General features: G+C 69.8%; 23 protein-coding genes. 10 read left to right on the plus strand and 13 right to left on the minus strand.

Going from position 1 to position 18,495, the window contains the following annotated elements; genetic code table 11:
- Window positions 1-93: 93 nt before the first annotated feature.
- Window positions 94-1,032: an ABC transporter ATP-binding protein gene (locus tag WDJ57_RS06210; protein ID WP_338904846.1), complete on the plus strand. Its 939-nt coding sequence runs from the start codon at window positions 94-96 to the stop codon at window positions 1,030-1,032.
- A complete protein-coding gene (locus WDJ57_RS06215) occupies window positions 1,029-1,886 on the plus strand; it encodes an ABC transporter permease subunit (protein WP_338904848.1) in 858 nt (285 codons plus the stop codon). The genes WDJ57_RS06210 and WDJ57_RS06215 overlap by 4 nt, the downstream gene beginning before the upstream one ends.
- Window positions 1,887-1,913: 27 nt before the next feature.
- On the opposite strand, the gene WDJ57_RS06220 is transcribed toward WDJ57_RS06215, so the two are convergent.
- Window positions 1,914-2,423, minus strand: a complete 510-nt coding sequence (locus WDJ57_RS06220) for an MOSC domain-containing protein (RefSeq protein ID WP_338904850.1) — start codon at window positions 2,421-2,423, stop codon at window positions 1,914-1,916.
- A gap of 103 nt (window positions 2,424-2,526) precedes the next feature.
- Here WDJ57_RS06220 and mutS point away from each other — a divergent pair, with 103 nt between their 5' ends.
- Together mutS and WDJ57_RS06230 are read left to right on the plus strand one after the other, a co-directional pair.
- Complete coding sequence (gene mutS, locus WDJ57_RS06225; RefSeq protein ID WP_338904852.1) at window positions 2,527-5,229, plus strand: DNA mismatch repair protein MutS; 2,703 nt, start codon at window positions 2,527-2,529, stop codon at window positions 5,227-5,229.
- Window positions 5,230-5,276: 47 nt separating this feature from the next.
- A complete protein-coding gene (locus tag WDJ57_RS06230; RefSeq protein ID WP_338904854.1) occupies window positions 5,277-5,954 on the plus strand; it encodes a hypothetical protein in 678 nt (225 codons plus the stop codon).
- On the opposite strand, the gene nucS is transcribed toward WDJ57_RS06230, so the two are convergent.
- Together nucS and WDJ57_RS06240 are read right to left on the minus strand one after the other, a co-directional pair.
- Window positions 5,955-6,701 carry an endonuclease NucS gene (gene nucS / locus WDJ57_RS06235; protein ID WP_380630211.1) on the minus strand — a complete coding sequence of 249 codons (747 nt, stop codon included), beginning with the start codon at window positions 6,699-6,701 and terminating at the stop codon, window positions 5,955-5,957.
- A gap of 126 nt (window positions 6,702-6,827) precedes the next feature.
- Complete coding sequence (locus WDJ57_RS06240) at window positions 6,828-7,358, minus strand: hypothetical protein (protein ID WP_338904856.1); 531 nt, start codon at window positions 7,356-7,358, stop codon at window positions 6,828-6,830.
- Between the two features lie 145 nt (window positions 7,359-7,503).
- Here WDJ57_RS06240 and WDJ57_RS06245 point away from each other — a divergent pair, with 145 nt between their 5' ends.
- Window positions 7,504-8,082 (plus strand): DUF7090 family protein, encoded by a 579-nt coding sequence (locus WDJ57_RS06245; protein ID WP_338904858.1) that lies wholly within the window; start codon window positions 7,504-7,506, stop codon window positions 8,080-8,082.
- Here the strand turns inward: WDJ57_RS06245 and WDJ57_RS06250 are convergent.
- The 5 genes from WDJ57_RS06250 to WDJ57_RS06270 all read right to left on the minus strand — a co-directional run bounded on the left by WDJ57_RS06250 (window position 8,079) and on the right by WDJ57_RS06270 (window position 12,637).
- Window positions 8,079-8,786, minus strand: a complete 708-nt coding sequence (locus WDJ57_RS06250; RefSeq protein ID WP_338904860.1) for an SDR family NAD(P)-dependent oxidoreductase — start codon at window positions 8,784-8,786, stop codon at window positions 8,079-8,081. The two genes, WDJ57_RS06245 and WDJ57_RS06250, sit on opposite strands and share 4 nt — an antisense overlap.
- Window positions 8,787-9,077: 291 nt before the next feature.
- Window positions 9,078-10,385 carry a phosphoglucosamine mutase gene (gene glmM, locus WDJ57_RS06255; RefSeq protein ID WP_338904862.1) on the minus strand — a complete coding sequence of 436 codons (1,308 nt, stop codon included), beginning with the start codon at window positions 10,383-10,385 and terminating at the stop codon, window positions 9,078-9,080.
- 59 nt (window positions 10,386-10,444) lie between these two features.
- Window positions 10,445-11,653 carry an ABC transporter permease gene (locus WDJ57_RS06260; protein WP_338904863.1) on the minus strand — a complete coding sequence of 403 codons (1,209 nt, stop codon included), beginning with the start codon at window positions 11,651-11,653 and terminating at the stop codon, window positions 10,445-10,447.
- The gene (locus WDJ57_RS06265) at window positions 11,650-12,381 is read right to left on the minus strand and encodes an ABC transporter ATP-binding protein (RefSeq protein ID WP_338904865.1); all 732 of its coding nucleotides are present in this window, start codon (window positions 12,379-12,381) and stop codon (window positions 11,650-11,652) included. Before WDJ57_RS06265 ends, WDJ57_RS06260 begins: the two co-directional genes overlap by 4 nt.
- A gap of 52 nt (window positions 12,382-12,433) precedes the next feature.
- Entirely contained in the window at window positions 12,434-12,637 is a 204-nt protein-coding gene (locus WDJ57_RS06270) for a hypothetical protein (protein ID WP_338904867.1), read from the minus strand.
- 79 nt (window positions 12,638-12,716) lie between these two features.
- Here WDJ57_RS06270 and rpiA point away from each other — a divergent pair, with 79 nt between their 5' ends.
- Window positions 12,717-13,397 (plus strand): ribose-5-phosphate isomerase RpiA, encoded by a 681-nt coding sequence (gene rpiA / locus WDJ57_RS06275; protein ID WP_338904869.1) that lies wholly within the window; start codon window positions 12,717-12,719, stop codon window positions 13,395-13,397.
- Window positions 13,398-13,483: 86 nt separating this feature from the next.
- Here the strand turns inward: rpiA and WDJ57_RS06280 are convergent, their stop codons facing one another.
- Window positions 13,484-13,651, minus strand: coding sequence for a DUF1931 domain-containing protein (locus WDJ57_RS06280; protein ID WP_220617743.1), 168 nt, complete (start codon window positions 13,649-13,651; stop codon window positions 13,484-13,486).
- 131 nt (window positions 13,652-13,782) lie between these two features.
- Between WDJ57_RS06280 and larB the strand changes: the two genes are divergently transcribed.
- From larB to WDJ57_RS06300, 4 genes are all read left to right on the plus strand, one after another.
- On the plus strand, window positions 13,783-14,550 hold the full coding sequence (larB, locus tag WDJ57_RS06285; protein ID WP_338904871.1) for a nickel pincer cofactor biosynthesis protein LarB: 768 nt from the start codon (window positions 13,783-13,785) through the stop codon (window positions 14,548-14,550).
- A 2-nt stretch (window positions 14,551-14,552) separates the two neighbouring features.
- Window positions 14,553-14,798 carry a GIY-YIG nuclease family protein gene (locus WDJ57_RS06290; RefSeq protein ID WP_338904873.1) on the plus strand — a complete coding sequence of 82 codons (246 nt, stop codon included), beginning with the start codon at window positions 14,553-14,555 and terminating at the stop codon, window positions 14,796-14,798.
- Between the two features lie 408 nt (window positions 14,799-15,206).
- Window positions 15,207-16,598 (plus strand): phosphoglucomutase/phosphomannomutase family protein, encoded by a 1,392-nt coding sequence (locus WDJ57_RS06295; RefSeq protein WP_338904875.1) that lies wholly within the window; start codon window positions 15,207-15,209, stop codon window positions 16,596-16,598.
- A gap of 90 nt (window positions 16,599-16,688) precedes the next feature.
- Window positions 16,689-16,844 carry a hypothetical protein gene (locus tag WDJ57_RS06300; protein ID WP_338904877.1) on the plus strand — a complete coding sequence of 52 codons (156 nt, stop codon included), beginning with the start codon at window positions 16,689-16,691 and terminating at the stop codon, window positions 16,842-16,844.
- Window position 16,845: 1 nt separating this feature from the next.
- On the opposite strand, the gene WDJ57_RS06305 is transcribed toward WDJ57_RS06300, so the two are convergent.
- The 4 genes from WDJ57_RS06305 to samp2 form a co-directional block, all read right to left on the minus strand.
- Window positions 16,846-17,280 (minus strand): GNAT family N-acetyltransferase, encoded by a 435-nt coding sequence (locus tag WDJ57_RS06305; protein WP_338904879.1) that lies wholly within the window; start codon window positions 17,278-17,280, stop codon window positions 16,846-16,848.
- Complete coding sequence (locus tag WDJ57_RS06310) at window positions 17,277-17,786, minus strand: peroxiredoxin family protein (RefSeq protein ID WP_338904880.1); 510 nt, start codon at window positions 17,784-17,786, stop codon at window positions 17,277-17,279. Before WDJ57_RS06310 ends, WDJ57_RS06305 begins: the two co-directional genes overlap by 4 nt.
- A 113-nt stretch (window positions 17,787-17,899) precedes the next feature.
- Window positions 17,900-18,193, minus strand: coding sequence for a hypothetical protein (locus WDJ57_RS06315; protein WP_338904881.1), 294 nt, complete (start codon window positions 18,191-18,193; stop codon window positions 17,900-17,902).
- Window positions 18,194-18,248: 55 nt separating this feature from the next.
- A complete protein-coding gene (samp2, locus tag WDJ57_RS06320; protein WP_338904882.1) occupies window positions 18,249-18,452 on the minus strand; it encodes a ubiquitin-like small modifier protein SAMP2 in 204 nt (67 codons plus the stop codon).
- Window positions 18,453-18,495 lie beyond the last annotated feature (43 nt).

The raw sequence follows: 18,495 nt of genomic DNA on the forward strand, positions 1-18,495 counted from the left end.
CGCCCTGACGCCACCCGGGGTCAAAATTCCCCCGTCCGGGACCACCAAGCGTTATGTTCAGGCGTTCGAAGGGCGGGGACGGAGGTCCCCGCTATGCCCGCCATCCAGACGGACGACCTGACGAAACGCTTCGGCCGCGACGTCTACGCCGTCGACGGCCTCGACCTCACCGTGGAGGACGGCGAGGTCTTCGGCTTCCTCGGTCCGAACGGGGCCGGGAAGTCGACGACGATCAACATGCTGCTCGATTTCATCCGCCCGACGAGCGGCCGCGCCGAGATTCTCGGCCACGACGCCCAGGCGGAGACGACGGCCATCCGCGAGCGCATCGGCGTCCTGCCGGAGGGGTACGACCTCTACCCGCGCCTCTCCGGGCGGACGCACATCGAGATGGCCGCCGAACTCAAGAACGCCGACGACGACCCCGACGCCATCGTCGACCGCGTCGGCCTCGACCGGGAGGACGCCCGGCGCCGGGCCGGCGAGTACTCCCAGGGGATGCGCCAGCGCCTCGCGCTCGGTATGGCGCTGGTCGGCGACCCCGACCTGTTGCTGCTCGACGAACCGACGAACGGGCTGGACCCCAACGGCGCCCGCGAGATGCGCGAAATCGTGCGCGAACACGCCGACCGCGGCGCGACCGTGTTCTTCTCCAGCCACATCCTCGAACAGGTCCAGGCGGTCTGTGACCGCGTCGGCATCCTCACCGACGGCACGATGGTCGCCGTCGACACCATCGACGGCCTCCGCGAGGAGGTCGGCACCGGGTCGACGCTGACACTCTCGCTCGACACTGTCCCCGACGTCGACATCGCGGACGTGCCGGGCATCTCGAACGTCGTCCGCGAGGATTCGACCGTCCGCGTCACCTGCACCGACCCGGCGTCAAAGATTACTGTCATCGACCGGGTGCGCGACGCCGGCGCGTCCGTCCGTGACATCGAGACGACCCAGGCCTCGCTGGAGGACCTGTTCGCCGCCTACACGGGCGAACGCGACGACGCGCCCGAACCGACGGAGGTGGAAGCATGAACCGCTCGCTGGTGGTCGCCAAGCGCGACTTCGAGAACGCCCGACGGTCCTACCTGCTGTGGGGCGTCATCGGCGTCTTCTCCGTGCTGGTCTTCCTCGTGACGGCGCTGCCCGGCCTGCTGTCGGACTCCCCCATCGGCGGGCGGGCCGCCGTCGTCCTCATCACCCTCCCGGCCGGCATCCTGGTTCCCGTCACCGCTGTCGTCGCCTCGTATCTCGCCATCGCCGGCGAGCGAGAGGCCGGCAGCCTGAAGATCCTGCTCAGCCTCCCGCCCTCCCGCCGGGACGTCGTGGTCGGGAAACTGTTCGGCCGGAGCGCCGTCATCGGCGTCGCCATCGCCATCGCGTTCGTCATCGGCGCGGTCGTGAGCCTCCTCGTCTACGGAGACCTGCCGCTGGTCCCCTACCTCCTGACGACGGGGCTGACCGCACTGCTCGGCATCGCCTTCGTCGGACTCTCGGTCGGACTCTCGGCGGCGACGAGCACGCGAACCCGGGCGATGGCCCCCGCTATCGGGCTGGTCATCGTTCTGGGCCCGCTCTGGTCCGGTATCGTCGCGGCCATCCGGTTCGTCGCGGACTTCGGGCTCTCTATCGAACTGGCCGAGGAAACCGTCCAGTTCCTGACGATACTGTCGCCCGCCAGCGGCTACGGCCGCCTGTTCAACAGCGTCATCCTGCCCGACCTGGTCGGCGGACTCGGTGCCGGCGGAATTGCCGGGAGCGCCCCCGTCAGTACCGCCGGCGCGCCGGTCTACCTCCAGGACTGGTTCGTCTTCGGGCTGATGATTGCCTGGATAGTCGTCCCCGTCGCGCTCGGCTACTGGCGGTTCAAGGGGTCGGACATCAGCTAGAAATCTCGCCCGGCCCGGGCGCGCCGCTCACCGGCCGACGCGTTCCCGGATGTTGGCCACCAGCGACTCGAAGTCGTTCAGGTCCTCGACGTCGCGGATTTCGTCGCCCACGGAGAAGCTTCCGGAGTCGGCGACGCGCGCGCAGATGCCGCCGTTCCCGTCCGCCAGCGCCCGCAACAGGCCGTCCTGGCCGGTCACCTGCTCCAGGTAGCGACAGGGCGGGCGCGTCCGGGTCCCCTCAAGTCGGGCGCTACCGACCGTGAAGCGGTGGTCCAGCAGGTCGTGGACGTCCCCGCCGCGGACGACGACGTTGCGCCGGTGCTGGCCGTCGGTCACGTCCAGCGTCGTCCGGTCGCGAATCTCCTCCAGCGCCTCTGCCTGGACGAACGTCACCTGACAGACGTCGAACGGCGAGTAGTGGCCGCGGCCGGTGCAGTAGCGGTCCCCCTCCAGACCGCCCGACACCGCGCGGACGGACTCGACGCGCTGCATGGGTTCGCCGGCGGCCTCGGCGACGTAGATGTCCTCGACGCGCATGGATTCAGTTGGGGCTGGTGACGTATCTGCCTTCGCACGGCCGACGCCGGCGGCGACCACCCGAAGTGAAAGCTATTTGAGCGCGGACGCCCGCCAGACAGCCATGGACGCGGCGCTCGGGCCACCCCAGAAGATGGCCGACCGGGAGGACGACCTGACCCCGATGATGCGCCAGTACTTCGAACTCTGCAGCCAGTACGACGACGCACTCGTGCTCTTCCAGGTGGGTGACTTCTACGAGGCCTTCTGCGAGGCCGCCGAGCAGGTGGCGCGGCTCTGCGAGATTACGCTGACCAAGCGCGAGGACTCCACCGGCCAGTACGCGATGGCCGGCGTCCCCATCGACAACGCCGAGTCCTACATCGAGCGCCTGCTCGATGCCGGCTACCGCGTGGCCGTCGCCGACCAGGTGCAAGAGCCCGAGGAGACGACGGGCGTGGTCGACCGCGCGGTGACCCGCATCGTCACGCCCGGCACGCTCACCGAGGCGGAACTGCTCGACAGCGACGACAACAACTACGTCGCCGCGCTCGCCGGCGACGAGGAGTACGCGCTGGCGCTTTTGGACGTCTCGACCGGCGACTTCTACGCGACCAGCGACCGGGACCGGGACACCATCGCGGACGAACTCGGCCGCTTCGACCCGGCGGAAGGCATCGTCGGCCCCGACGCCCCGACGGACCTGCTCGCGGACGCCTGCGTCGTCAGCCCCTACGACGAGCGGGTCTTCGACGGCGAACAGGCCCGGGAGAAACTGACGGAATACTTCGGCTCGCCGGAGTCGCTGCTGGCCAGCGACGCCGAAATCCGGGCCTGCGGGGCCCTGCTCGACTACGCCGAGTACGCCCGCGGCGGCGAGGAGGGGCGGCTGGACTACCTGAACCACCTGACGCGGTACGACCCGCGGGAGTTCATGGTGCTGGACCGGGTGGCACTGGAGAGCCTGGAACTGTTCGAGCGCCGCGCGGTCCACGGCCGCGAAGGGCTGACGCTCGTGGACGTGGTCGACGAGACGGCGTGTGCGCTGGGCCGGCGAAAGTTGACCGACTGGCTGCGCCGGCCACTGGTCGAGCGCGAGCGCATCGCCGCCCGCCACGACGCCGTGGGGGAACTCCGGAGTGCGGTCCAGACCCGCGAACGCCTCCACGAGCGGTTGCGCGACGTCTACGACATCGAACGGCTGGTCTCGCGCATCGCTCGCGGCCGGGCGAACGCCCGGGACCTCCGCTCGCTGAAGGAGACGCTCGACGTCGTCCCCGGACTCCGGGAGGCGTTAGCCGACGCCGACTGCGAAAAACTCCGGTCGCTGCGCGAGCGGCTGGACCCGCTCGGGGACGTGCGCTCGCTGATCGGGGACGCCATCCGGGAGGACCCAGAGCGGGAGATTACGGAGGGCGGCATCGTCAAGCCGAGCTACGACGACGAACTCGCCCGCCTGCGGGAGACGGAACGCGACGGGAAGGCGTGGATAGACGACCTGGAGGCGAGCGAGCGCGAGCGGACCGGCATCGAATCGCTGAAGGTCGGTCACAACGCCGTCCACGGCTACTACATCGAGGTGACCGACGCGAACCTCGACAGCGTGCCCGACGACTACGAGCGCCGCCAGACCCTGAAGAACTCCGAACGGTACTACACACCCGAACTCAAGGAACGGGAGGACGAGATTCTGAGCGCGGAGTCCCGCGCCGACGAACTGGAGTACGAACTGTTCTGTGAGGTGCGCTCGACGGTCGGCGACGAGTCCGAGCGGGTCCAGTCGCTGGCCGACGCGCTCGCGGAACTGGACGTGCTGGTCTCCTTCGCGACCGTGGCCGCGGAGTACGGCTACACGCGACCGGTCGTCGCAGACCCCGAGGCGGACGACGGTAGCGACGGGCCAGCAGTCGACGGCATCCATGTGGAGGATGGCCGCCACCCGGTGGTCGAACGCACGGAGGAGTCGTTCGTGCCGAACGACGTCCACCTCGACGGCGAGGAGCACTTCGCGGTCATCACCGGCCCGAACATGAGCGGGAAGTCGACGTACATGCGCCAGGTCGCGCTCATCGCAGTGCTCGCACAGGCCGGGAGCTTCGTGCCGGCGAGCGCCGCGCGCATCGAACTCGTCGACCGCGTGTTCACACGGGTCGGTGCCAGCGACGACATCGCGGGCGGGCGCTCGACGTTCATGGTCGAGATGACCGAACTCGCGGACATCCTCGACCACGCTACCGAGCGGTCGCTGGTCCTGCTGGACGAAGTCGGCCGGGGCACAAGCACCGCCGACGGGCTGGCAATCGCCCGGGCGGTGACCGAGCACCTCCACGACGAGGTTGGCGCGCTGACGCTCTTTGCGACCCACCACCACGAACTCACGAGCGTGGCCGAGCGCCTCGACGGGGTGTTCAACCTCCACTTCCGGACACACCACGACGACGGCGTCGTCTTCGAGCACGCCGTCGAGCGCGGTGCCGCAGCAGCCTCCTACGGCGTCGAAGTGGCTTCGACCGCGGGCGTGCCCGACGGCGTGGTCGACCGGGCGCGGGACCTCCTTGACGAGAACGACGCCGGGACGAACGGCCACCGCCGTGCCGGACCGGAAACCGGCGAGAGCGGAATCGACGTGGTCGACGGGAGACAGGCAGACAGACGGCGGGCGAACGGCGGGAGTGTGGAATCGTCCGAGGTGGATGCCGGCCCAGCGACCGGCGAGGAGATACCCGAAAGCGTCAGAGAGCGGATTCTCGGCGTCGACGTGGCGACGATGACTCCGCTCGACGCCCTGAACACGCTAGCACAGCTCAAGCGGGAACTGGACGACTGAGGCGGGGCCCCGCGGGATTTTTACCGTCCCGCGGAGCAACGGGACCAATGGCAGACCGCCGCCGGTACACCGGGACGAAGACCCTCCAGACCGGCTGGACGGCCCTCGCTGTGCTAGTTCTGGCCGTACTGACGGTCACCGACGCCCTCTCGCCGCTCCTGCTGGTCGGCGGCGTCGGGGGCGCGTGGGTGCTCGGGCTGGTCGTACTCGGGTTGCGCGAGCGCCGCCACTGGCAGCGGCTGACCGCGGCATCGTCGTTCGACGAGGGGATGGAAGCCCACACCAGCGACCTCCAGCAGATAATCGAGGGCCAGTCGGTGACGGTGACCACCGACGTGTCGGGCATCCTCTCACAGGCGCACCTGGAGGTCCGTGCGACGGTCGAGGGCGTCGACGCCTCCTTCACCATCCGCATCGAGGCCGACGGCGCGGGAGCCGAAGGGGGCGTCGCGACGGGACACCCGGACATTGACGACCGGTTCGTCGTCCGGGGAAAAGAAGGGAACGTCGCCGCGCTCCTGAGCGAGGACGTCCAGTCGGCACTGCTGGCCGTCGAGACGCCGGGCGTCGTCACCGTCACGGGCGAGGCGGTGACCTACGACATCCCGTTCACGCGCGTGACCGTCGAGGAACTGGACGCGGCCGGCGCGACCGTCGCGACCATGGCCGCCCGGCTGGAGTCCATCGGGCGCGAGCAGTCTGCAACGACGGCCGACAGCGGCTGACTACCGGTCCGCGGACTGTCCGTCTGCCGTCGGTTCGACGGAGACGAATTCGAGGCCGCGCTCTGCGAGGAGCCGTCTGGCCCGGTCGGTCACCGACGGGGCGACCAGGATACCCCGCACCTCCCGCCCGGCGTGGAGGTCCCGCTCCAGCGCGTCGACGTAGCGGGTGAGCTGGCCGACCGCGTCCGGACCGACGCGGCGGCGCTTGAGTTCGACGACCACGGCCGTCCCGTCGGCGTCTTCCCCGTAGATGTCGACCGCGCCGGCGGGGGTCTCCCGTTCGGTCGCCCGGGGCTCGAACCCGTCCTCGACGAGCGCCGGGTCCGAGAGGATGCGGTCCCGGAGGTCGGCCTCGGTCCCGACCAGCGAGAGGTCGCTCGGGTCGGTGGGGTCGAACAGCGCGGCGTGGTCGACGGACTCGAAGCGAACGACGAGCAGTTCCTCGGGCGTCTCGCGCTCGCTCCGGATGACCAGCGCGTCGCCGTCGACCGACACCGAGTGGGCACACCCCGGCGGTTGCCAGTTGACGGGCTGTTGCCCCTCGTCGGTGTGGACCAGCGCCGTGCCGTCGGGCTTGAGAACGACCAGCCGGTCACCCGGCCCGAGTGTACTGGCCGCGCGACCCTCGTAGTCGACGGTGCAGTGGCCGAACAGGGTCACGAGTGCGCCGGCCTCGATGCCGTCGCTGACCAGCCCGCAGGCCTGTTCGGTGTCGGGAGTCGTCGCCGTCCGGGGACCGTCTGTCACGCCCGCCGGTAGTCGGCCGGGACACAAAAGCGGCACTGTCCGACGCGGGGGCGAGCAGGTGGCACGCGACCGCGACGCGACGTGGTGTGCCACGCGACCGCTGGCCACGCCGCGGCAGGCGTCAGGTCACGTGCCGTCTGGCCGGCCCATCCCGTTTAAACGCTCGGGCGGAGGGAAGGGTGGGGCGACGTGGGTCTCGCGGGCGGCGAGTCCGCGGAGCCACGCCGAGATGACACACGGTGCAGCGACTGGGGGAAGGTCGCCAGCGGTCAGTGCGTCGGCGAGCGCACCCTTGAACGCCCGAAACGCCGCGCGAACGGCACGAGCGTCGTCGAGCGAGTCGACGGCGACGAGTGCACCGGCACCCGGATTCGCGGATTCGTCGACGAGTGGCACCCCGAACCACAGCGAGAGGAAGACGGTCGTCTCCGACTCACCGACCCGGTAGCAGACGCTCGTCGCGAGATAGTCGAGGTCGGCGACGAGCGCGGCGAAATCGACGCCCGCGCGCCAGTGCCGCCACTCGACGGGGAGTTCCGCAGGCGGGGTGCCGTCGGAGACGGCCGCGAGTGCGGCGTTGGTCCCACCCCACCGTGCGCGGGAGAGGTCGTAGCGCCCGTCTGCCCGCTGGCGGGCGAGTTCCGCGCGCTCAGCCATCCCACTCACAGACCGGCTCGGGTCTCGGAGACATCGCACGGGGCTGGTCCCGTCGTCGGTCAAAAACCCTCGGCCCGCGGCGTGCCGGAGAGGTGACTGTGGTGACCCGCAGGCTTAAGGCGATTCCAGCCGGTTTCCCGGCTATATGGAGTACACGCTCGCCATCGAGGGCGCGCCGGAGACGATATCCGGCGGCACGAGTATCCTGCTCGTCCACCCGAGCACCGTCGAGACGGACCGCGTCGACACGGACTTCCTGAAGACCGACACCGACCACCTGCTTGTCATCTCGACGCGGACGACCGCTCGCGAGGTCACCCAGAAGCTCGAACACTACGAGGTCGACGAGTCGAAGGCGACGATACTCGACGCGCTCTCGGTCGAGCGCGGGTACACTCGCCGCAAGAGCGAGGGGGTCCGCTACGTCTCCTCCCCGGACGACCTCGACGGCATCGTCGAACAGACCCGTCGCTTCCTCGCGGAGGAGAACGGGAAGCGGCGCGTCAGCCTCGACTCTATCACGGAGATGATTTACTACGCCGACGAGGACAGCGCCCTGGAGGCAGTCGCTGCCATCCAGGACCTGCTGGCGGAGTACGACGCCGTCGGCCTGTTCCACCTCGCCGACGAGGTCCACGAGGACGCCGTCGTCGAGGAGTTCCGGTCGCTGTTCGACAGCGTCCTCACGCTCGACGAGGACGGTTCGCTGACCGCCGAGTTCTAGAACTCCTCGACGTGGGGTCGCAGGTCCAGTTCCAGCGTCCACGCGGAGCGGTCCTGTTCGACCAGGTGCCAGTACGAGTCGGCGATTGCGTCGGGGTCGAGAAACTCCACCTCGTCGCGGTCGGGGGCCGCCTCCAGCGCGGCCGGCGTCGCAATCTGGCCGTCGATGACGACGTGGGCGACGTGGATACCCGCCGGCCCGAGTTCTCTGGCCAGCGACTCAGCCATCCCGCGAGTGGCGAACTTCGCCGCGCTGAAGCCGAGCGCACCGCCCCGGCCCCGGAGCGCGGAGGTGGCACCGGTGAAGATGACGGTGCCGCCGTCCTCGCGCATGTCGGGGACCGCCTGCTGCGTGCAGTGGAGGCTCCCCATCGGGCCGACCTGGAGACTGCGCTCGAAGGCGTCCGGGTCGACGTCGACGCCCGCCCACGACGCGCCGCTCGCGTGGTTGACCAGAACGTCGACGGGACCGAAACGCTCGCGGACGGAGTCGAACGCTGTGGCGACCTGTTTTCTGTCTGTAATGTCTGTGCCGACGGCGAGTGCATCACCGGGCGTCCCGGTGCGGATATCGTCGGCGAGGTCCTCGATGAACTCCGTCGAGCGGGCGAGCAGGCCGAGTTCGCAGCCTTCGTCGGCGAAGCGATGCGCCAGCGACGCGCCGAGGCCGGGACCGACGCCGGCGATGACAGCGGTACGTGACATACTCCTGCAACGGGCCGGGCCGGCAAAAGTGTGGGTTCATACCAAATCACCAAGCATTAAGATGGCGCGCTACTTTCGTCCGCCTGTATGCCGGAATGCCAGAACTGCGGTGCCTTCGTCACGGCTGATTATGCACGGGTGTTCACGCCGAACGGGACAGAGAAACCGCGGGTCTGCCCGCAGTGTGAAGACAAGATACGGGACGGTGCCGACGTGCGACAGGCGCGGTCGACTCGACGAAGCTGACGAACCCTCCCGGGCCGCCGAGGTCCGACCCTGGACGCCTTCTCGTCAAACCGTTGCCTTCGAGAGAAGCGTCTGTGCCTCCTCGAAGACGGCCGCTGCGCGGTCTTCCTCGCGGGCTTCCGCGGTCACGCGCACGAGCGGTTGCGTCCCGCTGGCCCGGACGAGGAACCACGCGTCGCCCCGGTCGACGCGGACGCCGTCGAGCGTGGACACAGAATCGTACTTGTCTGCAACCCGCTCGCGGACCCGTTCCATGACCGCCGCCTTGTCCGCCACATCGACGCTCGTCCGGCGGATTGGGTACGTCTCGATATCGGCCGCCCGGTCGGCCAGCGGGCGCTCGCCCGCCATCGCCGCGATCTTGCAGGCCGCCAGCGGCCCGTCGGGACACAGCGTCTCCGTCGGCCATATCCACGCACCGCTGGGTTCGCCGCCGAAGGCGACACCCGGTTCGCTCGCCGCCGCGGCCACGTACACGTCGCCCACGGGGGTGCGCGTCGTCTCGATGCCTGCCTCGGCGAGGTAGTCCGCGACGGCGAGGCTGGTGTCGACGGGGACGGCGACCGTCTCCCCGGCGTCTGCTGCCGCCCGCCCGAACAGCGCCAGCAGCACGTCCCCCGACAAAAAGTCGCCGTCGGCGGTCACGGCACGCATCCTGTCGGCGTCGCCGTCGTGCGCGATACCAAGGTCGGCGTCTGTGTTACCCACGAGCGAAGCCAGCGACTGGCAGTTCTCGGCGGTCGGCTCGCTCGGTCGCCCCGGGAAGGATCCGTCTGGCTGGGCGTTCAGCGTCTCGACCTCGCAGCCGAGTGCGGTCAGCGCGTCGACGGTCACACCCCCCGCGCCGTTGCCCACGTCCACGACGACTGAGAGGGGTTCGGCGAGGTCGACGGCGTCGACGAGTGCGTCCCGGTGTCGGGGGGTGGCGTCGACAGTGGTCCGCTCGCCGACGGCGTCCCAGGCGACGAGGTCTGCCTCCGCGGTGCGGATGCGGTCTTCGACGCGCTCGCGCAGGTCGGCGTCGTAGGCCTGGCCGCTGGGCTGCCAGAGCTTGATGCCGTTGTCCTGCGGCGGGTTGTGCGACGCCGTGATGGAGACGCCGGCGTCGGCGCTCTCCCAGGCGACGGCGCGGCCGACGGTCGGCGTCGCGGCGAGACCGAGGTCGACCACGTCGGTTCCCGACTCGCGCAGGCCGGCGGTGAGCGCGTCGGTGAGGAACGCGCCGCTCTCTCGCGGGTCGCGGCCGACGACGACCCGCTCGGCGTCGATGCCAACTGCACGCCCGACGGCGAGGGCGAGGTCCGCCGTCACCTCGTCGCCGACCGGGCCGCGGATACCGCTGGTTCCGAACATACTCCGAGTGGTGCGGGGCAGTCGCAAAAAGTAGGCGGTCGCTTCCGGCGCGCCGACCGTCACTCGTAGCGCAGCGCGTCGATGGGGTCGGTCTTTGCCGCGTTCCAGGCCGGGTAGAGTCCGGCGACGATGCCGACGAGGATACCCACGGCGGCAGCGATGAGCGTCCACTCCAGCGGGAAGACGTAGGCGTCGAAGCCGATGAGTTGCGTGCCGGCGAAGCCGACGACGGCACCGAGTGCGGCCCCGACGATTGCGCCGATGACCCCCAGAATCACCGCCTCGGTGAGAAACAGCGTCAGGATGTCACGGCGCTGTGCCCCGACGGCTTTCATGATGCCGATTTCCCGCGTGCGCTCGGTGACGGAGACGAGCATGATGTTGGCGATGCCGATGGAGCCGACGACCAGCGAGATGAGCGCGATGCCCGTGACGAACCCGGTCAGGACGTTCAACAGCTCCCGGAGCTGGTCGAGCAACTGTTCACTCGTCTGGAGTTTGAACACGTAGTCGTCGGGCAGAGAGGACGTGGCCGCCGACTCGTCCTGCAAGTAGGTCTCGACGCGCTCGGTGACCGCGTCCACGGCCTGCGGTGCTGCCGCCGTCACGACGAGGTAGAGAAAGCGGGTCTCGCCGACGGCTTCGGGGGCGGTGTAGATGCGGGGCGTCCCCTGGAAGCCCTCGAAGGCACTCAGCGACTCCGAGGAGTTCAGGATACCGACGACGGTGAGCGTCGTCGTCTCATCGCCACGGACGACGCCGATAGCGTCGCCGACGGAGACGTTTGTCTCGAACATCGCGGCGGCGTTCGGGGTGAGAACCGCCTCCGTCGTGCCTGCCGCGAAGTTCCCGCCGGCCCGGAACTCCTCGCCGGCGAGGTACGCTGGCGTGGTCGCGCGGACGGCCTCACCGCGGGTTACCGAATCACCCCCGTACGTGAGACTGTCCGAGCGGGCTATCGTGTACGGTATCGCCGCTGCGACGTCCTCGAAGCCGGCGATGCGTTCGGTGTCGTTGCGCGTGAAGACGGGTTCGGCACCGAAGCCGGGGCCCTGGTTCTGGTCCTCCGGGCCGGCCCAGACGAAGATGTCCGACGCCTCCTCGCCGCCGACCTGGCCGACGACGTCCTCCTGGAGGCTGGCCCCGAGCGTGACGAACGTGATGACGGCGGCGATGCCGATGATGACACCGAGCGTCGTCAGCGTCGAGCGGAGTTTGTGGCCGCGGATTGCGCGCCAGGAGAGGCGGAGGTTCTCGCGGAGCTTCATGGCCCCTCGCCGGGGGCCTCGCCCGCCGGCGTCGCCAGGTCCTCGACGCGCTCGATTTCGCCGTCGAGCATGTGGACGATGCGCTCGGCGTGCTCGGCGATGTGGCGCTCGTGGGTCACCATCAGGATGGTGTTGCCCTCGGCGTGGATGTCCGCGAACAGACCCATAATCTGCTCGCCCGTCTCGGAGTCGAGGTTGCCGGTGGGTTCGTCGGCCAGCACCAGCGCGGGGTCGCTGACGAGCGCGCGCGCGATGGCGACGCGCTGGCGCTGGCCGCCGGAGAGTTCGTTCGGGCGGTGGTCGAGGCGGTCACCGAGTCCGACGCGTTCGAGGACGTCAGTGGCACGCCGGGTGCGCTCGTCGCGGTCGACGCCGCGGAAGACAAGCGGCATGGCGACGTTCTCCAGTGCGGTCAGGCGCGGCATGAGGTTGAACGTCTGGAAGACGAAGCCGACCTCCTCGCCGCGGACGCGCGTGCGCTCGCGGTCGGTCATCGTCGTGACCTCCTCGCCGTTGACCTGAATGGTCCCCGCCGTCGGCGTGTCGAGACAGCCGATGAGGTTCATGAGCGTGGATTTGCCCGACCCGCTCGGACCCATCACCGCCGTGTACGAGCCCCGCGGAATCGTCAGCGAGATGCCGTCGAGGGCGTGGACGGGTTCGCCGACCTGGTAGGTCTTGCGCACCCCCTGGAGGGACACTGCGTCGTCAGTCGAGGACGTTTCCATGCCAAGAGATAGTGACGCGACAGGAAAAACCCGTCACTCCTGGCAGGAGGAGTTACGGGTCCAACCGGCAGGACGTGCCGGTCGCCAGCCCCTCCTCGTCGACGTGGGCCGCCAGGCAGCCGTAGTTGCAGTAGTACGTCGGCGACCCGCAGTCGTCGGTGCAGTCGCGCACGCAGACGGGGTCGTGGTCGAAGATGGCACAGCCGCAGTATGCACAGGCCTGGTCGGCGTCGGGCGTCTCGATGGTGGTCGCCATGGCCGGCCGTTAGCGACAGCGGGCAAAGAAGGGTGGGGCCACCGGGTTCTTTTTCCGCCCGGGGGTGGTCCCTGCTGGTATGAAACGCGGTGGTTCCGAGGCGGCGAAGCGGCGGGCGGGCGAGAGCGCAGCGGCGGCCGTCGACGACGGCATGGTCGTCGGCCTCGGCACCGGGAGCACCGCCGCCCACGCCATCCGTGACCTCGGCCGACAGGTCGACAGCGGGCTGGACATCGAAGGAATCCCCACCTCGTTCCAGTCACGGGAACTCGCCCGCGAGGCCGGCATCCCGCTGACGGCGCTGGACGAGGCGACGCCCGACGTCGCCATCGACGGGGCCGACCAGGTCGCGGACGGCGACCTCGTCAAGGGCGGCGGGGCCGCACACGCCCGCGAGAAGATAGTCGATGCGGCAGCGGACCGCCTGCTCGTCGTCGCGGACCCGACGAAGGAGGCCGAGGTACTCGACGCGCCCGTGCCAGTCGAGGTGCTGCCCGACGCGCGCTCCACGGCGGCCGACGAAATCGAGGCGGCGGGCGGGGACCCGACGCTGCGGGCCGCCGAGCGCAAGGACGGCCCCGTCGTGACCGACAACGGGAACCTCGTCCTCGACTGTGCGTTCGGGACCATCGAGGACCCGGGCGCGCTGGCGGCGACGCTGTCGGCGGTGCCGGGCGTCGTGGAGCACGGACTGTTCGTCGGCCTCGCGGACGAAATCCACGTCGGCAGCGACGCGGGCGTCACCGTCAGGCAGGTCTGAGTGCCGGACGGCGCGGCCGCTGCCGAGGTGAGAACTACTGGAGGAGAATTGTGTACTGCCGGAGACAGTACACAGTGGTCGCCTGTTTACAGGTCGCGCGGCTGGACCGTCTTGCGGTCGTTCTCTTCGGCGCGTCGCGCGGCGTCGGCGAGGAGTTCCTCGACTTCCGCGTCGAGCGCGTCGTAGAAGTCGGAGGCAACATTCATGTCGTCGAGCTCTTCCTTGACGGCTGCTTTGACAATTAGGTCTGCCATACAAGTCGTCCTATCCGGAGGGTAGTTTATAAGCCTTCCCGTTTGACGGCGCTCTCGGCCGCCTTGACGGGGGTTTGAGAGTCTTACGGCCGACCGTTACACACGAGTAGTCGGCCGCCCTGTGACCGGGCATGCGTGACATCCTCGACGCGGTGGCAGCGGGCGAGTTGAGCCCCGAGGCCGCCGAAGCGAAGCTCCGCGGCTACGTCACCGGCGAGGCCGGCCGGTTCGACGCCGCCCGCGAGCGCCGCAGCGGCGTCCCCGAGGCCGTACTGGCCGACGGGAAGACGCCCGCCGAAGTGGCCGCGCTCGTCGCGACGAGCCTCGAATCGACCGACCGGGCCATCGCAACCCGTCTGACGGAGGAGCACGTCCGCGCTGTCCGGGAACGACTCGACGAGGAGGCACCGGCGGCGTCCATCCGGCTACACGACCGGGCGGGCGTCCTCGTCGCCAGGAGTCCCGACTTCGAACCGCCCGCCCTCGACGCGAGCGTCGCCGTCGTGACCGCCGGCACGTCCGACGCCGTCCCCGCGGGCGAGGCGGCCGCAATCGCGTGTGAGATGGGCGCCGACGTCGACCGCATCTCCGACGTGGGCGTGGCGGCGCTGACGCGGCTGACCGACCAGCTGGAGCGCCTGCGCGAGCACGACGTGCTCGTCGTCGCCGCCGGCCGGGAGGGCGCGCTGCCGACCGTCGTCGCCGGCCTGGTGGACGTGCCGGTCATCGGCCTGCCGGTCTCGACGGGCTACGGCCACGGCGGCGAGGGCGAGGCGGCGCTGTCGGGGATGCTCCAGTCCTGTACCGCGCTGTCGGTCGTCAACGTCGACGCCGGGTTCACGGCCGGCGCGCAGGCGGGGCTCGTAGCGCGGCGCGCCGACGCCGCCCGCCGCGAGTGACGATGGCCGACCACTACGTCTACGTGCTCCGGTGTGCCGACGACACGCTCTACACCGGCTACACGACCGACGTGGACCGCCGCGTCGCCGAACACGACAGCGGCGAGGGCGCGAAGTACACGCGCGGGCGCACGCCGGTCGAACTCGTCCACGTCGAATCGTTCGCCTCCCGGTCGGCCGCGATGTCGCGCGAACACGAAATCAAGCAGCTCAGTCGCTCTGGAAAGGAATCTCTCGTCTCAGAGTGAGTGTCGTACCCATACCAAATATATTGGGCACAATGATATTGCCTCTGCCCAACCTCTGTTGTATTACCGGCAGTGGGTCGCCGGAGAATACAATGCCAGAGTGTAACCATTGCGGCGCGCACGTTTCAGAACGGTTCGCACGCGTGTTCGGTGACGAACGCGGAATCATCCACGCCTGTCCGAGTTGCTCCGCGAACGCGGGAATCGCTGAGGTAGCGAAACAGCGCGCACAGCGAGCCTGACCGTCGCCGCGACCGGAAGCCCGCGAGGTCTCTCCCGACCCGCGCGGCCGGGACCGGTCGCCACGGCGGCGCAGTGGGGTGACGACGGACACACTTCTTCCTGACCTCGCGCGACCAGCGACGGCAACGGCAGGCCTTTTTGTGGGCACGCGTCGCACTGTCCCACATGGGAGACGAGGCCGCGAGCGAGGCTATCTCGTTTGGAACCGACGGCTGGCGCGCGACGCTAGCGGAGTTCACCGAGGCCCGCGTCCGGATGGTCGGACAGGGGGTCGCGACGTACCTGGACGACACGGACGTGGACGGCCCGGTAGCGGTCGGCTACGACGCCCGCGAGACGTCCCGCGGGTTCGCGGAGGAACTCGCCCGCGTCCTCGCCGCGAACGGCCGGGACGTGACAATCGCCGAGCGGGATTGCCCCACGCCCGTCCTCGCGTGGACCGTCGCCGACGGGGACTACGCTGGCGGCCTGATGATAACCGCGTCCCACAACCCACCCGAGTACAACGGCGTGAAGTTCGTCCCCGCGGACGGGTCCCCCGCCCTGCCCGACGCGACGGACGACATCGAGGCCCGACTGGCGGACCCCGACCCCGTCGCGGAGAGCGAGTTCGGGGCCGTCACCGAGCGGGACCTCGTCACGCCCTTCGGCGACCACGCAGTCGAGTTCGTCGAGACCGACCTCGACGGGCTTCCAGTGGTCTACGACGCGATGCACGGCAGCGGCCGCGGGGTCACGGATGCCCTCCTGAAACGCGCCGGCGCGGACGTCGACCGCCTGCGCTGTGAGCGCGACCCGACCTTCGGCGGCACCCCGCCCGAACCGGTCCCCGAGCGGGCCGCGGAACTGGTCGAACGCGTCACCGAGGGCGCGGCCCCGCTGGGCATCATCAACGACGGCGACGCGGACCGCCTGGGCGTGGTCACGCCCGACCGCGGCTTCCTCGACCCGAACGTCTACCTCGCCGTCCTGTACGACTACCTGCTCGAATCCGACGCCGGCGACGCTGTGCGAACGGTCTCGACCAGCAGCCTCGTCGACCGCGTGGCCGCGGCCCACGGACAGGCCGTCCACGAGACGGCGGTCGGATTCAAGTGGGTCGCCGAGGCGATGGGCGAGCACGACGCCCTCTGTGGCGGCGAGGAGAGCGGCGGTTTCGGCGTCACCGCGCACCTCCGCAACAAGGACGGCGTCCTGCTCGCGCTGCTGACCGCGGCCGCACACGTCGCGGAGCCCATCGACGACCGCGCCGACAGGCTGCTGGCCGAGCACGGCGAGGTCTGCCAGAGCCGAATCAGCGTCGACTGCCCCGACGACCGGAAGGCGGCCGTCCTGTCCGACCTGGAGTCGGCCCTGCCCGACGCGGTGGCGGGCACCCCCGTCGCCGACGTCAACACGGTCGACGGGTTCAAAATCGCCCTGGAGGACGGGACCTGGCTGCTCATCCGCCCCTCCGGCACGGAACCGAAGCTCCGGGTCTACGCCGAGGCGGGGTCCGACGAACGGGTCGAAGAACTCCTGGCGGCGGGCGCGGACGTCGTCGAACCGCTCGTGTGAGTAGGAAGGGTCTACCGCGCGACCGAGTGTTGCCTACACGTCTTTAACGGGCGATTAACTAACCAGATGCTGGCCCCATGTGGGAACCCTATGGGAACTCAGGGTGTGAATCCAGCACAGCAGGACGGCGAGCGCGCCGTCTTCCAGTGTGAGGTGTGTGGCACGCGCCGCGTCGCGACCGCCATCAGGTACGACGACCTCGGGTACGCCGTCTGTCCGGTGTGTACGTACAGCCACGGCCCGTGACTCAGGCGTCGTCAGCGTCAGTCGTTCGCACGCCGCGCAACCGGTCAGCAGTCCCCTCGTGAGTCGCGTCGTCCCCCTCAACCGGGACCGCGTCGAAGCCGACCGCAGCCCAGAACGGCCGGACCCGGGGGTGGAACTCAGCCACCAGCCGGTCACGGCGCTCGGCGGCCGCCTCGACCAGTTCGGTCCCGATGCCCTGTCCGCGGCGTCGCGGACGGACCGCGACGGCGGTTATCTCCTCGCCGTCGAGTACCAGCGCGCCCAGCACCCGCCGCTCGTCGGGACCGGCGACCGCGACCAGGACCTCGCCGCGGTCGATAGCCGCGCGCAGGCGGCCGCTGTCGGTCCGCAGCGCGGCCCCGTCGAGGACGTTCAGCACGTCCGGTAGCTCCGCGACCGTCGCATCGCGGACCCGGACGTCCCCGTTCTCGGTCACGTCGTCGCACCCTCCCGCAGTCCGTCGAGTTCCGCGAGCACGTCGTCCACGTCGGGCCGGTCGAACGTCGACCGCCCGCTGTAGGTCCAGGCCACGCGTGGCTCCCCGTCGCGTGCGTCCAGGACGACGACCTCCGGCATCCGTCCCAGGAAGTCGCTGATGCTCCCCAGAAAGCCGAAGCGGACCGGCTGGTCGAAGAGGTCACCGGCCGCGACGTCGGGGTCGGCCAGCAGCGGATACGGCAGGTCGTAACTGTCCTGCCAGTCCTCGACCTTCTCGCGGGGTTCGGGGACGACGGAGACCACTTCCGCACCGCGGTCCCGGAAGTCGGCGTAGCGGTCGGCGACCTGCTGGACCTGCTTGCGGCAGTTCGTACAGAGGTGGTCCCGCTGGAGGTAGACCACCACGAAGTCGTGGTCGGCGGCGACGGTCGACAGCGACCACGGGTCCGGACCGGGACCGACGTTCGGCAGCGAGAAGTCGAGCGTGGGGCGTGGTTCGGCCATACCGCCACGTAGGGCCTGGGCCGTCAAATCCCTGCTGACCGAGGCCCCGGCCAATGTTGCGGCAAGGGTTATGCCGCCCGCCGCTTCACCGTCGGGTCCGACCGGTCGGGCCGTCACTCGGAGGAGTCGTCCGACTCGTCCCCCTCCAGCGCGTCGAGCGACGCCGAGAGGTCGTGGACGACCAGCCGCATCAACAGCCGGTACAGGAGGTAGCCGACGACGAGCAACAGCGCGAGGTCGAGGAGGTACAGTTCCAGCAGTTCGAGCGGGGTCAGCTGGCCGGCGGCGATGTCGCCAGTGACGGTCAGAAACGAAAGCGTCAGCGTGAGCACCACCGCCGGCGTCAGGACGACCAACAGCGCGATGAGCGCGACGGCGATGCGGTCCCGACTGTCGGCTGGGAGCATACCACGCGTAGGCACGGGCCGCCAAAATACCAGTCGGTCGGACGCGGCGGTCGGGCTACCCGCCCTTGATGAGGCGGATGACCCGCACCCGGTCGACCGAGTCCTCGACCGGCGCGTCCTCCGGGACCGGCGTCCCGTCGACGGTGATGGTGACCTCGTGGGTACTCACGTCGAAGGGCGCGAGCAGGTCCGCGTAGGTCCCGCCGGCGTCGACTGCGACCTCGCGGGTCTCGTCGCCGACGAGTTCGACCGTGACCATGGGAACGCTTGCACGCGCGGCAGTTTCAGCGTGTCGGGTTCCG

The organism is Salinibaculum sp. SYNS191 (genome assembly GCF_037338445.1).
Classification (GTDB): Archaea; Halobacteriota; Halobacteria; order Halobacteriales; family Haloarculaceae; genus Salinibaculum; species Salinibaculum marinum.

What these genes read in the sequence shown, in the direction of transcription:
- WDJ57_RS06210 (WP_338904846.1), top strand. Translation starts at nt 94, where the DNA reads ATGCCCGCCATCCAGACGGACGACCTGACGAAACGCTTCGGCCGCGAC.
- WDJ57_RS06215 (WP_338904848.1), top strand. Translation starts at nt 1,029, where the DNA reads ATGAACCGCTCGCTGGTGGTCGCCAAGCGCGACTTCGAGAACGCCCGA.
- WDJ57_RS06220 (WP_338904850.1), bottom strand. Translation starts at nt 2,423, where the DNA reads ATGCGCGTCGAGGACATCTACGTCGCCGAGGCCGCCGGCGAACCCATG.
- mutS (WP_338904852.1), top strand. Translation starts at nt 2,527, where the DNA reads ATGGACGCGGCGCTCGGGCCACCCCAGAAGATGGCCGACCGGGAGGAC.
- WDJ57_RS06230 (WP_338904854.1), top strand. Translation starts at nt 5,277, where the DNA reads ATGGCAGACCGCCGCCGGTACACCGGGACGAAGACCCTCCAGACCGGC.
- WDJ57_RS06240 (WP_338904856.1), bottom strand. Translation starts at nt 7,358, where the DNA reads ATGGCTGAGCGCGCGGAACTCGCCCGCCAGCGGGCAGACGGGCGCTAC.
- WDJ57_RS06245 (WP_338904858.1), top strand. Translation starts at nt 7,504, where the DNA reads ATGGAGTACACGCTCGCCATCGAGGGCGCGCCGGAGACGATATCCGGC.
- WDJ57_RS06250 (WP_338904860.1), bottom strand. Translation starts at nt 8,786, where the DNA reads ATGTCACGTACCGCTGTCATCGCCGGCGTCGGTCCCGGCCTCGGCGCG.
- glmM (WP_338904862.1), bottom strand. Translation starts at nt 10,385, where the DNA reads ATGTTCGGAACCAGCGGTATCCGCGGCCCGGTCGGCGACGAGGTGACG.
- WDJ57_RS06260 (WP_338904863.1), bottom strand. Translation starts at nt 11,653, where the DNA reads ATGAAGCTCCGCGAGAACCTCCGCCTCTCCTGGCGCGCAATCCGCGGC.
- WDJ57_RS06265 (WP_338904865.1), bottom strand. Translation starts at nt 12,381, where the DNA reads ATGGAAACGTCCTCGACTGACGACGCAGTGTCCCTCCAGGGGGTGCGC.
- WDJ57_RS06270 (WP_338904867.1), bottom strand. Translation starts at nt 12,637, where the DNA reads ATGGCGACCACCATCGAGACGCCCGACGCCGACCAGGCCTGTGCATAC.
- rpiA (WP_338904869.1), top strand. Translation starts at nt 12,717, where the DNA reads ATGAAACGCGGTGGTTCCGAGGCGGCGAAGCGGCGGGCGGGCGAGAGC.
- WDJ57_RS06280 (WP_220617743.1), bottom strand. Translation starts at nt 13,651, where the DNA reads ATGGCAGACCTAATTGTCAAAGCAGCCGTCAAGGAAGAGCTCGACGAC.
- larB (WP_338904871.1), top strand. Translation starts at nt 13,783, where the DNA reads ATGCGTGACATCCTCGACGCGGTGGCAGCGGGCGAGTTGAGCCCCGAG.
- WDJ57_RS06290 (WP_338904873.1), top strand. Translation starts at nt 14,553, where the DNA reads ATGGCCGACCACTACGTCTACGTGCTCCGGTGTGCCGACGACACGCTC.
- WDJ57_RS06295 (WP_338904875.1), top strand. Translation starts at nt 15,207, where the DNA reads ATGGGAGACGAGGCCGCGAGCGAGGCTATCTCGTTTGGAACCGACGGC.
- WDJ57_RS06300 (WP_338904877.1), top strand. Translation starts at nt 16,689, where the DNA reads ATGGGAACTCAGGGTGTGAATCCAGCACAGCAGGACGGCGAGCGCGCC.
- WDJ57_RS06310 (WP_338904880.1), bottom strand. Translation starts at nt 17,786, where the DNA reads ATGGCCGAACCACGCCCCACGCTCGACTTCTCGCTGCCGAACGTCGGT.
- WDJ57_RS06315 (WP_338904881.1), bottom strand. Translation starts at nt 18,193, where the DNA reads ATGCTCCCAGCCGACAGTCGGGACCGCATCGCCGTCGCGCTCATCGCG.
- samp2 (WP_338904882.1), bottom strand. Translation starts at nt 18,452, where the DNA reads ATGGTCACGGTCGAACTCGTCGGCGACGAGACCCGCGAGGTCGCAGTC.